The sequence below is a fragment of the Nitrosomonas marina genome (assembly GCF_900111605.1).
In the GTDB taxonomy this organism is placed as follows: Bacteria; Pseudomonadota; Gammaproteobacteria; order Burkholderiales; family Nitrosomonadaceae; genus Nitrosomonas; species Nitrosomonas marina_A.
Genome location: NZ_FOIA01000008.1, coordinates 94,544 through 111,109 on the forward strand (window position 1 = coordinate 94,544; position 16,566 = coordinate 111,109).

Below are 16,566 nucleotides of genomic sequence, written 5' to 3' on the forward strand. Positions count from 1 at the left end.
GATTATACCTGTGATTCAAACCTTCCCCAATAGTTTGTATAAATTGCATCAATCGTTTAAACCCGCCGGTGATCAGCCGCATGCGATCAAAAAACTGGTTGAAGGTATTAACGATGGACTGGCCTACCAAACGCTGCTGGGTGTTACGGGGTCGGGTAAAACTTTCACCATAGCTAACGTCATTGCGCGTCTGGGGCGACCAGCAATATTGATTGCTCCCAATAAAACACTGGCAGCGCAATTATACGCTGAGATGCGTGAATTCTTTCCCGAAAATGCTGTTGAATATTTTGTCTCTTATTATGACTATTATCAGCCCGAAGCGTATGTACCTTCGCGTGATTTGTTTATTGAGAAGGACTCGAGCATCAATGCACATATAGAACAAATGCGTCTATCGGCGACAAAGTCGTTGCTGGAACGTGACGATACGGTGATTGTGGCAACGGTTTCATGTATCTATGGTATCGGTGACCCTGTTGATTATCACGGTATGATTCTGCATTTGCGGCGAAACGAAAAATATTCGCAGCGCGATATTATTAAACGTTTGACGGAAATGCAGTATGAACGCAATGAAATAGAGTTTGCGCGCGGGATGTTTCGTGTCAGGGGAGATGTGCTCGATGTTTTTCCGGCGGAAAGCTCCGAAGCGGCTGTTCGAATCTCGCTGTTTGATGATGAAATTGACGATTTGTCGTTGTTTGATCCTTTGACAGGTCGCGCTTTGCAAAAATTATCGCGCTATACAGTGTATCCTTCCAGTCATTATGTGACACCAAGAAGCACGGTTTTGCGCGCAATGGAGTCAATCAAGTGTGAACTGCGTGAACGGTTGGATTATTATTATCAGGACCATCATCTGGTAGAAGCCCAGCGTCTCGAGCAGCGTACTCGATTTGACCTTGAGATGCTTAATGAACTGGGCTTTTGCAAAGGTATTGAAAATTACTCCCGGCATCTTTCGGGAAAAAATCCCGGAGAGCCGCCACCAACACTTATTGATTATTTGCCCAGAAATACCCTGATGTTTATCGATGAGAGTCATGTGACTGTGCCACAGATTGGCGGTATGTTTAAAGGCGATCGCTCGCGAAAAGAAAATTTGGTGCAGTACGGTTTTCGCTTGCCATCCGCCTTGGATAATCGACCGCTTAAATTTGAAGAATTTGAAAAAATGATGCCGCAAACCGTTTTTATCTCCGCGACGCCGGCGGACTACGAACACAAGCATAGCGGGCAGACTGTCGAACAAGTCGTTCGGCCGACAGGACTTGTCGACCCGAAGATAGAAGTGCGTCCGGTCACATCACAGGTGGATGATCTGATGTCTGAAGTAACTATCCGTGCTGACAAGAATGAACGTGTTCTGGTGACGACATTAACCAAGCGGATGGCGGAAGACCTGACGGATTATTTTGCGGATCACCGGATCAGAGTGCGTTACCTGCATTCTGATATCGATACTGTAGAACGCGTTGAAATCATTCGCGATCTAAGGCTTGGCGAATTCGATGTACTGGTTGGCATTAACCTTTTACGCGAGGGTCTGGATATTCCGGAGGTCTCACTGGTCGCGATACTGGATGCGGACAAGGAAGGGTTTTTACGATCAGAGCGTTCTTTAATACAAACCATTGGTAGGGCTGCACGGCATATTAACGGAACAGCTATTCTGTATGCAGATCACATTACGCGTTCCATGCGTGCAGCTATTGATGAAACAAACCGTCGTCGCGAAAAACAACTGGCGTTTAACCAGATCCATCAAATTACACCGCGATCTGTGCATAAGCGGATAAAGGATTTGATCGATGGCGTTTATAGTCTCGAAACGGCACAAAAGAAACTTAAAGCCAGTGACACGCTGGCAGAATATCAAACAATGGATGCAAGACAGATCAGCAAAAAAATCCAGCGGTTGGAAAAGAATATGCTGAATGCTGCCAAGAATCTCGAGTTCGAGCAGGCCGCACAGTATCGGGATGAAATTAAACAGTTAAAAAACTTATTGTTTATTGGCGCAGCTGAAATAGAATGACTCTATTTTTTTATCATTGTTGATGACGCGAATATAACGCGTCTGAATGTGCGGTTTAATGTTTTACTGGTAAAGTTTTCCATTGACATGCTTTCCACAAATCGAATGTGATCGCCGAGTTTCACCTGGGTTGTCGGTGCTGCTATCCAAAATTGCCTGTCACCATTTTCAAGTTGCATATAGGTATAACCAGTGGTGTCCAGAATCTCTATAACCTTCCCCTCATTGTTTGGATATTGCTTTCCAGACGCAACCACGGTGGATTCTTCATGATGCAGTGCCAGCGTGCTTAGTGGATAAAAAAGTAAGCTGCTCATAAATAGCGTAATTGTTGCAAACAATATTCTCATGTTGTCTCCAAGGTGTCTGAATCAAACCTGTTATGATACACCGCTATGATTTTTAGTTCCAACTATGCCTTGAATCCATATTTTTGCTGGCGCACCATTTCGAATAAGCAGACAGCAACAGTACTAGCTGCGTTGAGTGATTCTGTTTTGCCTGGCATTGGAACAAAAATTGTTTTGTCTGCTGCTCGAAGCATTAATTCTGATAGTCCCGTACCTTCATTGCCAAATACAAAAGCAGTGGGTTTGGTTAAGTCCGATTGATATAGTGCCTGATATCCGTTAAGAGCGGTGGCAAATATTTGTCCATGAAAATGCTTGGCGATTTCTAAAAGATTGCAGTCGCTGTGTATGGTTGTCAGGAAGTGAGCGCCCATGGCGGCGCGCAAAGTTTTTGGAGACCAGGCATCAGCGCAATCGCGGGATAAAAATATGTCAGATATATCAGCAGCAGCGGCTGTGCGGATAATCGTGCCCAGGTTACCGGGGTCCTGTATCGATTCAAGCAAAATGCAATTCGATAGTTTGGAAGCGGCTATTGTCGATGGATCTGTAACCGCCGGAACCGTAATACAGGCAAGCACACCGGTTGGCGTTTTGACCGAGGAAATTTTTTCGAACACTTGATCGGTAACCCGGTAAATGCACGTATCTGGAAATTGCCTGCAAGTATCTAACAAAGAAATGATTTCGCTGTTCTTTTGCCCCGCTTCACTGATTATAATACTCCTTGGTGCTGAAAAGCCTGTGCCAGCGGAAAGATAGGATTGTATCAGGTGAATTCCATCCAGAATTGTACTGGCTGACTGCTTGCGTAGTTGTGCCGATTTTTGCAGCTTGACCAGATATTTGACATATGGATGCTCACGCGAGGCTATGCGTAGCATTTGATTCTTACACTGAACTGCTGAAGCATCTAAAGGACGGTCCGCTTGTCAAGCCAGGCACAAAGACTATGCTTTAATACGATATTCTGCGGAGCGGGCATGTGCCTGCAGGCCTTCACAGTTTGCCAGTATTGATGCGACCTCACCAAGCTCTGCGGCACCCTGCTCGGAAACCTGTATCAGGCTGCTGCGTTTCTGAAAATCATAAACCCCCAGTGGGGATGAGAACCGCGCTGTTCTCGAAGTAGGCAGCACGTGATTGGGACCAGCGCAGTAATCACCCAACGCTTCACAGGTATGTCGTCCCATAAAAATAGCACCGGCGTGCCTGATTTTATCAACCCAGTGTTCCGGGCGATCAACAGAGAGTTCCAGATGTTCAGGAGAAATTGAATTTGCGATTGTACATGCTTCTTCCAGATCCCGAACTCTGATTAATGCGCCGCGGTTTTCCAGCGCCGCGCAAATAACATTTTTTCGGGGCATGGTCTCGATTAACTGATCGATACTTTGGGCGACTTTGTCTAAAAAACCGGCGTCAGGTGATAGTAAAATCGATTGTGCAAGCTCGTCATGCTCAGCCTGTGAAAACAGATCCATGGCAATCCAGTCAGGATCTGTTTTGCCATCGCAAATCACCAGAATTTCGGAAGGGCCCGCGACCATATCGATACCGACAATTCCGAAAACGCGGCGCTTGGCAGCCGCTACATATGCATTGCCAGGACCTACAATTTTATCAACCTGTGGTATGGTTTCAGTACCGTAAGCCAGAGCGCCAATAGCCTGGGCACCGCCAATGGTAAACACGCGGTCCACATCACTGATTGCTGCTGCCGCCAATACCATGTCGTTTTTTTCGCCGTGTGGTGTCGGTACAACCATAAAAAGCTCTTTGACACCGGCAACTTTAGCGGGTATGGCATTCATAAGAACTGACGATGGGTACGAAGCCTTGCCGCCAGGCACGTAAAGTCCAACGCGGTCCAGTGGCGTGACTTTCTGACCAAGCATGGTATCATCAGCTTCCTGATAATGCCATGAACTGGCAACCTGTTTTTCATGATAACTTCTGATGCGGCTGGCTGCATGCTCGAGCGCTTGCCGCTGCTTAACCGGTAATGTTGACAGGGATTGCTGTAATTCTCTCCGGGTTAATTCCAGAGTGTTAATTGAACTGGCATGTACATGGTCAAAACGATGTGTATACTCAATCACCGCTGCATTTCCCCGCGCCTTGATATCGGCGAGAATCTGCGCGACGGTGGTGTCAACCGATTCATCCATGATTGTGTCAAAAGACAGCAGTTGTTGCAGCGCCTGATTGAAATTACTGTCGGCTGAATTGAGTTTTTTGATTTGAACCATGTTAGTTGTCCAAGTGATAAGCAAAAAATGACAGGTTGTTAATTGTTTACGGCGCGTGAAAATGCATTCAGGATAGGCACTATGGTAGCTCTCTTCAGTTTTAATGCCGCTTGATTGACAATCAATCTGGAAGAGATTGGCATGATTTCCTCTACCGCCCGCAGGTTATTGGCTTTTAGCGTACTGCCAGTAGAGACCAGATCGACGATTGCGTCAGCAAGCCCGACCAGTGGTGCCAACTCCATTGAGCCATACAGCTTGATCAGGTCGACGTGCACTCCCTTGTCTGCGAAATGCTCGCGTGTGGTTTGCAGGTACTTGGTGGCGATTCGTAGTCGTGCTCCTTGTCTTACTGCCGAGTCATAATCAAATCCTTCTGGTGCCGCGACCATCATGCGGCAGCGCGCAATGTTTAAATCAAGCGGCTGATACAGTCCGTTGCCACCATGTTCCAGCAAGACGTCTTTCCCGGCAATACCCAGATCAGCCGCGCCGTATTGTACATATGTTGGGACGTCGGAAGCGCGCACAATGACCAGTCGTACATTGGCTCGATTAGTCAACAATATCAGTTTGCGTGATGATTCCGGATTGTCCCGGGAGACGATACCGGCAGCTTCTAATAATGGCGCGGTATCGTCAAATATTCGCCCTTTTGACAGAGCGATAGTGATATCAGTCATACAATCAATCTGCTGGTTGATCAGGTTTACGCCAGATTCGATTGCGCAAATTCCCAGTTAATCAATTTGTCCAGAATGGTATTAACATAATCGACGCGGCGGTTCTGGTAATCCAGGTAGTATGCATGTTCCCAGACATCAATCGTCAGTAACGGGCGAAGATTCTGTGTGATAGGGGACTCCGCATTACTGGTTTTTGCAACAGCAATCTTGTCTCCGTCCTGAACCAGCCAGGCCCAGCCGCTGCCAAACTGTGTCATGGCCGCGTTGGCAAATTCCTTTTTACAGGCATCAATGCTGCCAAATGACTGCTCGATTTTCTGTTTGAGCGTTGAAGATGGTTCTCCACCTCCATCAGGGCTAAGGCTATGCCAGTAGAACATATGATTCCACACCTGCGCGGCGTTATTAAAAACCCCCGCCTTATCCGCTTTACCTGCAACTGCTCGAATGATTTGTTCAAGAGACTGACCTTCAAGCTCAGTACCTGTAACCAGTTTGTTCAGATTGTCAACATAGGTTTTGTGATGTTTGCCATAGTGAAAGCTGAGTGTGTTTGCGGAAATTACAGGCTCCAATGCATTATCTGCATATGGTAATGGCGCCAAAATGTACTGATTGCCTGATAATGCTGCACTGGAAAAATTGTCAAGGTTAAATGACATCCAAGCCTCCTTTTTATATAAAATAGTTGAATAAATGAGTGATGAAAATTTTCGTGGTTACATGGTTGCAGTTTTATTATGGATTGGTTTCTGATTTAATTTTCAGGTTTTATTTCAGCGACGAATGTGATCTTGTTGTACCCGGCGAGACGCGCAGCTTCCATTATTCTGATGACGGATTGATAAGAAGCGTTCTCATCCCCATTTATAATAATCAAGGGATCTTCCTGATCCCTGGCAGCATTTCGCAGAGCATCGCGCAGATATTCAATACTGGTTGATTTGACCGGCACCGTATCGATTGTATATTCTCCCATTGCCGTGACTGCTATATCTATTGATTTGGGGCGCTCTACTTTTTTATCAATCTCTGTACTATTGGCCTCTGGTAATGTGATTTCCAGTTCGGCAAACTTCGAATAGGTTGTGGTAACTACCAGAAAAATCAGGATCACCAGCAAAACATCTATCATGGGAACTAGATTAATTTCGGGTTCTTCTTTCGGTCTGCCACGTTGAAAATTCATAGTAATACGCTTTCAGTTCAAGTTATGGTTTAAAATTATATAACGCGTATCGAGTATTATAAACTGACAAAACCGAGTTATACCTGAAGCATGCTTTGCAGTGCGCATGGTACGACATGTATATTTATGACTTTATTCGCAAATGTAATTTCCTGGAACTGCTGAACAAATAATATGAAAGTTAAAGAGCCATTAGTCAGTGTCGTCATGGGCAGCAACAGCGATTGGAATGTCATGCAGTACGCAGTGGCGATTCTGAAGGATTTTGGTCTTCCGTATGAAGTACGCGTGGTTTCGGCACATCGTACGCCCGATGAAATGTTTGAGTTTGCTGAAACTGCAAGCCAGCGGGGCATCCACTGTATAATTGCCGGCGCCGGTGGTGCTGCGCATCTGCCAGGTATGATTGCCGCAAAAACGACAGTACCTGTTCTGGGAGTGCCTGTCAATTCGCGTTACCTGAATGGGCTGGATTCACTGCTGTCAATTGTTCAGATGCCTAAGGGCGTACCCGTTGCATCTTTTGCTATCGGTGAAGCAGGTGCTTCGAATGCAGGGCTTTTTGCTGTAGCTATGTTGGCGAACAGCGATGACCGGATTCGAAATCAACTGGTTGAGTTTCGAAAAAAACAGGCGGAAAGCGTGGCTGCAATGCGGTTACCTGAAGTGTAAAAATTTTGCTTCGTGAAGAAATCTGAATGAAACCAATTCTGCCGGGTGCAATGCTGGGTTTGCTGGGAGGAGGTCAGTTGGGCCGAATGTTTACCATGGCGGCGCATCGTATGGGGTATCAGGTAACCGTGCTGGACCCGGACGCTGACAGTCCTGCCGGGCGAATAGCCGAGCAGTTTATTTGTAAAGAATATACCGATCAAACCGCTCTGCAACAGTTGGGCGCGCAGTGCGCTGCAATTACAACCGAGTTCGAAAACATTCCGGCAGATGTGCTTTCTGCATTGGCTTCATTCGGTACAGTCAGTCCGGACGCTCAGAGTGTGGCGATTGCTCAAAACAGAATTGCTGAAAAATGTTTTTTGCAAACACATGATTTTTCCGTGGCACCGTTTGCCGCGATTGAACATATTGACTGTGTTGATGACGTAAAACATTTATTCCCGGGTTTATTGAAAGTCAGTCAGTTCGGATATGATGGCAAGGGTCAACGGCATGTGAACAGTAAGACCGAATTGCTGGATGCTTTTGTTGAGATGAACTCAGTACCATGTGTTCTGGAAAAAAAACTGCCACTGAAATCCGAGATTTCCGTTATATTGGCAAGAGGGTGCGATGGCTTGACGGCGATATTTCCAGTTACAGAAAACCGGCATGTCAACGGAATTCTCGATATCAGTATCGCGCCAGCCAGAATTTCAACCATGCTGGCGAAGCAGGCCTGTGATGCGGCAGAAAAGCTGGCTCACATTCTGCAATACCAGGGTGTGCTTTGTGTTGAGTTTTTCGTGCTGGATGATAACCGGTTGGTGATTAACGAAATTGCGCCGCGCCCACACAATAGTGGACATTACACTATCGATGCGTGTATCACTTCGCAGTTTGAGCAGCAATTGCGCGCTCTGTGCGGCTTGCCGCTGGGTAACGTAGTGTTACATCATCCTTGCGTAATGGTTAATCTACTGGGTGATTTATGGCAGAAAGGTACGCCGGACTGGTACTATCTGTTTGAGCAGTCATTTGCAAAACTACATTTGTACGATAAGAAAGTAGCGCGTCCGGGACGCAAAATGGGACATTTTACCGTTCTTGGTGCGTCGGTTGATGAAGCATTGAAAAACGCGCTCCTGATTCAGCAGCATCTGGAATCCAGGAATCCAGTTAAATCAGTATGATAAACGAGTCTGCACTATATGAAACACATATCGAAAGTCTGCCACTGGTGCATCGTGGCAAGGTGCGCGATATATATGCGGTAGGCGGTGATAATTTGTTGATTGTTCAGACTGATAGAATTTCTGCCTATGATGTGATACTTCCCAATCCCGTGCCGGGCAAAGGGAAGCTGTTGACACGATTATCAGCATTCTGGTTTGAAAAGCTGGCGCATATCCTTCCCAACCATCTGACTGAAACAACGCCCGAATCGGTTGTGGCAGTTCATGAACGTTCGCAGGTGAGTGAGCGGGCATTTGTTATTCGTAAATTCGATCCGTTGCCTGTCGAGGCTATAGTTCGTGGTTTTGTCGCCGGTTCCGGCTGGAAAGAATATCAGCAAGCCGGCACTATTTGCGGGATATCCTTGCCACCAGGACTAAAACAGGCTGATAAAATACCGGGCGGGGCTATTTTTACACCGTCAACAAAAGCCCAGTCGGGCGAGCATGACGAAAATATTTCATTGGCTGAGACTGAACGCCTGATCGGAAAAGGGCTGACTGAAAAGGTTAGAGAAAAGGCAATCCGACTTTATACCGAAGCAGCTGATTACGCTGCCGAGAAAGGCATTATTATTGCAGATACCAAATTCGAATTCGGACTGGATAAAGTCGGCGAGCTGTATTTAATTGACGAAGTATTGACACCCGATTCCTCACGTTTCTGGCCCGCTGAACAGTATCAGACAGGGATCAGTCCGCCTAGCTACGATAAGCAGTTCGTGCGCGATTGGCTCGATACACAAGCATGGAACAAAAAACCTCCTGCACCAGAATTGCCGGAAGAAATAATATGCCTGACGATGAAAAAGTATGAAGAAGCGCTTAAGCTGCTTGTTACACCGCAACGAGAGGGCGTCTGAATCAGTTTGTATTCAGCTGTGTCCTGTTAACGATTACATGATTTGTAATTGGCGGTAATAAACAAATTTCTGCTAAAATATCGGATTCTATTAGTGTCACGCAAGGAATAATTTAATGGCTTATGTAGTAACCGAGAATTGTATAAAGTGTAAATACACTGATTGTGTGGATGTATGTCCGGTAGATTGTTTTCGTGAAGGTCCTAATTTTCTGGTAATCGATCCGGATGAATGTATTGACTGTACGTTGTGTGTCGCTGAATGTCCGGTTGAGGCGATATATGCAGAAGATGATGTGCCCGAAACACAACTGGATTTTATCGCATTGAATGCGGAACTATCTAAAGAGTGGCAGCCCATTATTGAAAAGAAAGAGCCGCTCCCTGAAGCTGATGATTGGGCTAGTATTAACGAAAAGCGTGATCATTTACAACGCTGACCTGAATTGCGGTAACCTATTGCCGCATGAGAAAATCCCTCCCATTAAACCAGCTTTCATTTCATGAATTTACCAGGCGCCTGAATAGCGAGAATGCGGCTGCAGTTTCGGTGGTGACGCCGAATCGCAGACTCGCTCAGGTGCTGAAAGACAGCTTTAGCCGAGAACAATCCAATCGCCAGAATGCGGTCTGGCGAACCCCTGATATCCTGCCAATCACTGCGTTTGTTGAACGCATTTATCAAGATGCGGTTTATTCTATACATTCCGTAGAAATTCCGTTGTTGCTGACAGTGATCCAGGCGCAAGCGCTGTGGCAAACAATTATTCAGACTTCTGAAACAGGAAGCGAACTGCTAAATACATCGCAAACAGCCCAATCTGCATATGAAGCTTGGCAGATCGTTCATGCGTGGCGATTAACATCGGACATGCACGCATATTTTCTAAATGACGACTGCAGTGCTTTTCAGGAATGGATGGAGCAATATCAGTCTGTACTGAGAGAAAATCAATATATAGATCCGGCATGTTTGGTTGATTTGGTTGTAGAACTTTATACGCAGATAGAACTCAACCGACCCGATAACCTGTATTGCTACGGTTTTGAATTGCTGACGCCGCAACAGTATTTTTTATTGAGCGAATTACAAGCGCTGGGCACTGCAGTGCATTGCATTATTCCTCCCTACCTTAATCACCAAAAAATTGGAAACGCTAACATTGCGCGTATGAGTTGCAGAAATACTCAAGAAGAGATTTTCCAGGCTGCAACATGGGCGCGGTCGAGATTAGAAGCGGATTGTTCTGTATCAATCGGCATCGTTGTGCCCGCACTTACAAATTGCCGAAGCACCGTTCAGCGGATTTTCCAAGAGGTCATGCAACCTGATGTGCTTGATGCTTTGCCACAGGCGCAGTCGTTGCAAAGAAATCAACCGTTCAATATTTCATTGGGGCTGCCGCTGACAGCTTATCCTGTGGTTGATCTTGCACTGTCGGTGTTGTCGTTAGTTCAAAGTGGCCTGCCATTTGATTGTGCTAGCAATTTATTGCGTTCACCGTTTCTCATGGGTGGAGAATCTGAAATGCATCAACGTGCAATGCTTTGTATGCATATGCGTCAACAGGCGGAGCCTTTTGTAACGTTAGAACAATTGGTATCACTCTTGCATATAGTATCTCGACAAAGCAGGCAAGATACCGGCAATTGTCAAACACAAAATCCGGTACTCCTTGAAATCTTTACCACATTGCTTTCGTTCAGCAAGACAGACTTACCGCAGAAATCTCATCATGCGGCCTATGCGAAATTGTTTTTACAAATGCTGCAAATCGTGGGATTTCCTGGTGAACGTACGCTGGATTCGACGGAATACCAGACAGTTATAAAATGGCAGGAAATCGTGGCCGATTTCGCGACGCTGGATTATGTACTGGAGTCGACCTCATATGCTGCTGCAGTTGAAAAGCTTAAAGCCGTTGCGGCCAATACGTTGTTTCAACCTCAAACGCCACATACCCCTATTCAAATACTGGGTGTGATGGAAGCTGCCGGAATGGTGTTCGATCACTTGTGGGTTTTGGGTTTGTCTGAGGACCATTGGCCGATGCCTTCACGTCCTAACCCTTTTCTGCCATACGAACTGCAGAAAAAAGCGGGCATTCCAATGAAGTCAACAGATGAAGCCCTGAATTATTCGCGCCAATTGCAAAAAAACTGGTTGTGCGGCGCCAAAGAGGTGGTGTTAAGTCACCCAAAATTTTCAGATGTAGCAGATGCACAAACGATTGCTCCGAGCTCATTGATCCGAGGAATACCCGAACGGACCACTGCCGTGCAGCACTATAAATTACATCGTGACCTGATTGTTGATACAGCGCGTGTCGAACGTATCATTGACCATCATGTAAATTTATCAAAAGTGCCGAAGGTGAGCGGCGGTACTGCTGTAATAAAGGATTATGCAGCATGTCCTTTTCGCGCATGGGCCAGGTATCGTTTGCGTATTATGTATAAAGACAAGCCACATGTGGGGTTAAATGCTCGGGAACGCGGCTTGCTTGTGCATCGTGTGCTACATCTGCTTTGGCAGGAGCTAAAGTCTAAAGAAACGCTTGATACTGTTTTACAGGCAGACCTTGAAAAGATACTGTGCAGTATAGCAAATCGTGCAATCGAGGAAATTGGGCAGTGGCGTCCTTGCGCGCTGTCGGAACGGTTTAGGGCGTTAGAGCGCCAACGCTTGATTCATTTGATGCGTGAGTGGCTGGAGATTGAAAAAAAACGCGACTCGTTTAGTATTGCAGCAACAGAAAAAAAATATATGCTGCAGCTTGGCGATTTGGCATTACAGGTACGTGTAGATAGAGTGGATAGGCTGGCTAATGGCCAGTTTCTAATTATTGATTACAAAACCCGGTCATATAGTATAAATTCGATGCTCGGTGAGCGTCTCGATGAACCGCAGTTGCCATTATATCTTGTGATGGCCGAATCCGAAGGACCAACTGTTGCTGGTGTTGCTTTCGCTGCAATAAGTCCTGGGCAAATGGGTTTCTCGGCTATTGTCAATGAAACAGGATTGCTACCGGGTATCAAAGCATTCAACGAACTTACTGCATGCGCACAATTTTCAACCTGGCATGGACTGACGACAAAATGGAGGCAGGATTTAACCGACCTAGCTAATGGTTTTATCAACGGAGACGCCCGTGTATTACCTAAACGCTATCCTTTGACCTGTCAGTATTGTGATCTGCACGCACTTTGCCGCATACACGAGCGACTCAAAAACTCAAACGAAGAATGAGAAGTTAATCATGATTAAATCCAAAGATCCGTCCGATGCAACTGAACGTCTGCGTGCCATTGATCCTGGTTGCTCATTCATTGTCCAGGCACCAGCAGGATCAGGAAAGACTGGTCTGCTGATACAGCGCTATCTTCGACTTCTGGTCTGTGTCAACGAACCTGAAGAAATTGTGGCTATAACGTTTACTCGCAAAGCTGCAGCAGAAATGCGCGAACGAATTGTCAAAGCGCTGGACGCAGCAACTGGAGCAGACCACCCTGGGAATGCCTTTGATAAATTGACGTACGAACTTGCAACTGCGGTCATACTGCATGATCAGAGATCCGGCTGGAAACTGGTTGAAAATCCCATGCGATTGCGTATACAGACAATAGATGCACTGTGTGCTTCGTTGACACATCAAATGCCTGTGTTGTCAAAATTCGGATCACAACCTGAAGTATCGGATACTGTGCATAAGCTATATCGAGAGGCGGCACGTGCGACGATAGCACTGCTTGATCAGGATTCTGATGTGGCAAATGATGTCGCCATATTGCTGGAACATCTTGATAACGATATTGCACGTATTGAGAGCCTGTTGGCGTCTATGCTGGCACGACGCGACCATTGGCTGCGGCATATTCACGGAAAAAGAAAAACACGCGACGAGCTGGAAGCATCTCTAAGAAGCATCCGCAACAAGAAGGTCGCTCAGTTACATCGCTTATTGCCAGATGAGGTGCATCAGGAATTATTGGCGCTTTTACGATATGCAGCTGCAAACTTAACGGCGGAGCAAAAAACTTCCGTATTGGTTTCGTGTGACGGTCTGGAGAGTCTGCCGAATAATGTCGATCAATGCTGTGGGATAGCTGAGTTGTTGCTAAAGACAGACGGTCAATGGCGCGACAGAGTGGATGCAAGGCAGGGCTTCCCGGCAGGAAAAACGAAAATCGAAAAGGAAACAGCTGGTGCCTGGAAAGAACGCTTCTTGAAGCTCTTGGACCGGCTCAAATCAAATCAGCCACTGCAGCGTCTATTATGCGACATCCGATCTCTGCCGCCTCCCGCATACAATGAGGCTCAATGGAAAATTCTGGGTACAATCACGCGTTTACTGCCACTCGCGGTGGCGCAGCTGAAAATCATATTTCAAATGACAGGGCAGGTGGATTTTACCGAGATCATGCAAAGTGCTCTTGCTGCGCTGGGTGAATCCGAAAAGCCCACAGATCTGGCGCTGGCGCTGGATTACCGTATCAAACATATACTTGTCGACGAATTTCAGGATACATCCATCAGTCAGTATCGATTGATAGAGAAATTAATTGCTGGATGGGAACCCGGTGATGGCCGCAGTTTGTTTGCCGTTGGTGATCCCATGCAGTCGATCTATCGTTTCAGGGAAGCAGAAGTGGGCTTGTTTTTGCAGGCGCGCCAAACAGGAATCGGTCATATCGACTTGCATCCCATCACGCTTAGAAGCAATTTTCGCTCTCAGCGTGGCATTGTTGACTGGGTTAACGATACTTTCAAACAGATAATGCCCGTTACTGAGGATGTCACAGTTGGTGCTGTTACATATGCACCCGCTAGAGCGATGCATGATGCATTGGAAAATGCGGCTGTCACTGTTCATCCCGCGTTTGAAAATGACCGTGTTGCTGAAGCCGAAAAAGTTTTGGAGGTGATTGTGCGAGCCAGGCAGAGCTATCCGGCAGATTCAATAGCCGTGCTTGTAAGAAATCGCAGTCATTTGTCTGAAATTGTGGCGTCCTTTCAGTCTTATGGTTTACGTTTTCATGCAGTGGATATTGATGCGCTGAGTCAAAAAACAGTGGTGCAGGATTTATTGATGCTGACACGGGCTTTATTGGATCCTGCTGATCGGCTGGCATGGCTGGCAATATTGCGTGCGCCCTGGTGTGGTCTTCAGTTAGACGATTTGCAGGCGCTGGTATCGATTCAGGCAGTTCAGTCCGGGCTACAATCAGAACAGCAACCTCAAACTATTCTGGAGCTGATCAATGAGAAAGAGGCATACCCTTATCTATCCTGTGATGGCGCCAAACGTCTGAAAGTTATCGCCAAACTGCTTACACAATGCATCAACAATCGGTACAAACAATCGCTTCGAGCTACAGTTGAAGCGGTTTGGCTGACATTGGGCGGACCTGGCTGTGTCGAGATACAGCACAGGATGAATTTAATCTCTGAGAATCAAATTCTGCAGTTCAAGCCAGAAAAATTAAAAACGGGTACATTAAATGACGCCATGGTTTATCTGGACTATCTTGAGGCTCATGAGTGCGCGTGTAACATTACAGATTGGGATGAGTTTGAGGCAGGGTTGTCTAGACTTTTTGCAGCACCCGATTCTGAAGCAGGAGATTGTCTGCAGATCATGACCATTCATAAGGCCAAAGGGCTGGAATTTGATACGGTTTTGTTGCCCGGCCTGGGCTATTCTTCAAGAAATAATGAAAGACAGTTGCTCAGATGGATGGAACAGCCTCGTCAAACACAGCAACCCGATGCTGGTCAAAACTCCATCAGTACTAGCGATGTTGATTTGTTTCTGGCGCCAATTCAGAGGTCGGGGAAGGAAAATGATGCTATTAATTCCTGGCTGGAGTCACTGGAACGAGAAAAGGAAGAATATGAGGTAGAACGCTTATTGTATGTTGCTGCAACCCGTGCAAAAAAATATTTGCATCTCTTTGGTCATGTGAGTGTGAATGAACAAAATACTAAGTCTGGTCAATCAATCCCTCTACAACCGAGAGCCGGTAGTCTATTGAATAGACTGTGGCCAGCTGTCGGTGATATTTATATCAATGCTGCTGGGCACAGTAAGGCGGATAGTACAGAAAGCCTGAAAAGACGGGTTGAATCTGAAGTAAAGATTAATATTGACCAATCTATCATACGATTGGAAAGTGGATGGCAACTACCTGAAGCACCTGCGCGAATCGACTGGCAGTCAACCGAAGATACTGGAGAAACGGAGTCTACGGTAGAATTTTCATGGGCTGGGGAAATAGCAAAACGTGTTGGTAGTGTAGTGCATCGCTGGTTGCAGCAGATAGCAGAGGATAAGCTGCAAGGATGGACTGTTCATCGTATATACACTTTACGTAAGAAAATCATTAATGGATTGTTAATGAAGGGAATAAACAAAGAAAACGACGTACTTGAGCAGGCAGTCGAGCGAGTTGTTATCGCTTTGATCAACTCAATAACGGATAAGCGCGGGCAATGGATCCTGGGTGAGCAGCTTGATGCACAAAATGAGCTCAAATTAACACGTACAATTAATGGTAAAGCTGCTGAATTTGTTATTGACCGTACTTTTTGCGACGACCATGGTGTGCGGTGGATTATCGATTATAAAACCAGCAGTCACGAGGGTTCAGGGCTTGAGGAATTTTTGGACAGAGAACAGGAAAGATACACTTATCAACTTAACAGCTATGCGGCATTATTTCAGAAATTAGAGAAACGACCCACTTGCCTGGGTTTATATTTCCCGATGATGCCAGGGTGGCGAACATGGGTGTATTCGGGGAATAATTCTTGACACAATTTTTTGAGATCCCTATATCGCTGTACCTGGCAATATCAAATTGATAGAGTACTAGGTTGAATTAAGCAACTAAGACTAAGTAAAGTGCTATATCGAAATTTGAATACCGGATTGGAATATTGAAAACATAAATATTATCCATTAATATACTCAAAGTCCCTATGGTTCGAGTGGAGATTTTATGACAAATGACTTGACTTTATGGTGTAAGGTCGACTAGCCTGTGGGACGCAGCGTAAGAAGAGTCTTTGTAAGGCGCTTGAGCTGTTGTAAAAAGAGCAGTACTAATTAATTAGTATTAGAGACAAGAGAAGGTAGTATTAATTAACAAGTAAGTAAGGAGGAATAAAGATGGCAACAACAATGGGAACGAGCGGTGCTGCGAGTGCTGACTACGACATGTCATTGTGGTACGACTCCAAGTACTACAAGATAGGTCTGGGGCTGATGCTTGCGGTAGCGATATTCTGGAT

13 protein-coding genes and 1 pseudogene are annotated in these 16,566 nt (G+C 45.9%); 8 read left to right on the top strand and 6 right to left on the bottom strand.

Going from position 1 to position 16,566, the window contains the following annotated elements:
* Positions 1–10 precede the first annotated feature (10 nt).
* Positions 11–2,041 carry an excinuclease ABC subunit UvrB gene (uvrB, locus tag BMY62_RS05350; protein ID WP_090657404.1) on the top strand — a complete coding sequence of 677 codons (2,031 nt, stop codon included), beginning with the start codon at positions 11–13 and terminating at the stop codon, positions 2,039–2,041.
* A 2-nt stretch (positions 2,042–2,043) separates the two neighbouring features.
* Here the strand turns inward: uvrB and BMY62_RS05355 are convergent, their stop codons facing one another.
* The 6 genes from BMY62_RS05355 to BMY62_RS05380 form a co-directional block, all read right to left on the bottom strand.
* Positions 2,044–2,391 (bottom strand): hypothetical protein, encoded by a 348-nt coding sequence (locus BMY62_RS05355; RefSeq protein WP_090657405.1) that lies wholly within the window; start codon positions 2,389–2,391, stop codon positions 2,044–2,046.
* A gap of 62 nt (positions 2,392–2,453) precedes the next feature.
* Positions 2,454–3,275: a TrmH family RNA methyltransferase gene (locus BMY62_RS05360; RefSeq protein ID WP_090657407.1), complete on the bottom strand. Its 822-nt coding sequence runs from the start codon at positions 3,273–3,275 to the stop codon at positions 2,454–2,456.
* A gap of 66 nt (positions 3,276–3,341) precedes the next feature.
* Positions 3,342–4,643 (bottom strand): histidinol dehydrogenase, encoded by a 1,302-nt coding sequence (hisD, locus tag BMY62_RS05365; protein ID WP_090657409.1) that lies wholly within the window; start codon positions 4,641–4,643, stop codon positions 3,342–3,344.
* A gap of 38 nt (positions 4,644–4,681) precedes the next feature.
* The gene (gene hisG, locus BMY62_RS05370) at positions 4,682–5,326 is read right to left on the bottom strand and encodes an ATP phosphoribosyltransferase (protein WP_090657411.1); all 645 of its coding nucleotides are present in this window, start codon (positions 5,324–5,326) and stop codon (positions 4,682–4,684) included.
* A gap of 26 nt (positions 5,327–5,352) precedes the next feature.
* Positions 5,353–5,991, bottom strand: a complete 639-nt coding sequence (locus BMY62_RS05375) for a superoxide dismutase (RefSeq protein ID WP_090657413.1) — start codon at positions 5,989–5,991, stop codon at positions 5,353–5,355.
* 95 nt (positions 5,992–6,086) lie between these two features.
* The gene (locus tag BMY62_RS05380) at positions 6,087–6,518 is read right to left on the bottom strand and encodes an ExbD/TolR family protein (RefSeq protein WP_090657417.1); all 432 of its coding nucleotides are present in this window, start codon (positions 6,516–6,518) and stop codon (positions 6,087–6,089) included.
* 174 nt (positions 6,519–6,692) lie between these two features.
* Between BMY62_RS05380 and purE the strand changes: the two genes are divergently transcribed.
* The 7 genes and pseudogenes from purE to BMY62_RS16680 all read left to right on the top strand — a co-directional run.
* Complete coding sequence (gene purE, locus BMY62_RS05385) at positions 6,693–7,190, top strand: 5-(carboxyamino)imidazole ribonucleotide mutase (protein ID WP_090657419.1); 498 nt, start codon at positions 6,693–6,695, stop codon at positions 7,188–7,190.
* A gap of 26 nt (positions 7,191–7,216) precedes the next feature.
* Positions 7,217–8,365: a 5-(carboxyamino)imidazole ribonucleotide synthase gene (locus BMY62_RS05390; RefSeq protein WP_090657421.1), complete on the top strand. Its 1,149-nt coding sequence runs from the start codon at positions 7,217–7,219 to the stop codon at positions 8,363–8,365.
* The gene (locus tag BMY62_RS05395) at positions 8,362–9,270 is read left to right on the top strand and encodes a phosphoribosylaminoimidazolesuccinocarboxamide synthase (RefSeq protein WP_090657423.1); all 909 of its coding nucleotides are present in this window, start codon (positions 8,362–8,364) and stop codon (positions 9,268–9,270) included. The genes BMY62_RS05390 and BMY62_RS05395 overlap by 4 nt, the downstream gene beginning before the upstream one ends.
* A 115-nt stretch (positions 9,271–9,385) precedes the next feature.
* Positions 9,386–9,709 (top strand): ferredoxin FdxA, encoded by a 324-nt coding sequence (gene fdxA, locus BMY62_RS05400; protein WP_090657425.1) that lies wholly within the window; start codon positions 9,386–9,388, stop codon positions 9,707–9,709.
* Between the two features lie 26 nt (positions 9,710–9,735).
* Positions 9,736–12,522, top strand: a complete 2,787-nt coding sequence (locus tag BMY62_RS05405; protein WP_090657427.1) for a PD-(D/E)XK nuclease family protein — start codon at positions 9,736–9,738, stop codon at positions 12,520–12,522.
* Positions 12,523–12,532: 10 nt separating this feature from the next.
* A complete protein-coding gene (locus tag BMY62_RS05410; RefSeq protein WP_090657429.1) occupies positions 12,533–16,087 on the top strand; it encodes a UvrD-helicase domain-containing protein in 3,555 nt (1,184 codons plus the stop codon).
* A gap of 357 nt (positions 16,088–16,444) precedes the next feature.
* A pseudogene (locus BMY62_RS16680) lies at positions 16,445–16,566 on the top strand (methane monooxygenase/ammonia monooxygenase subunit C); the annotation flags it as partial.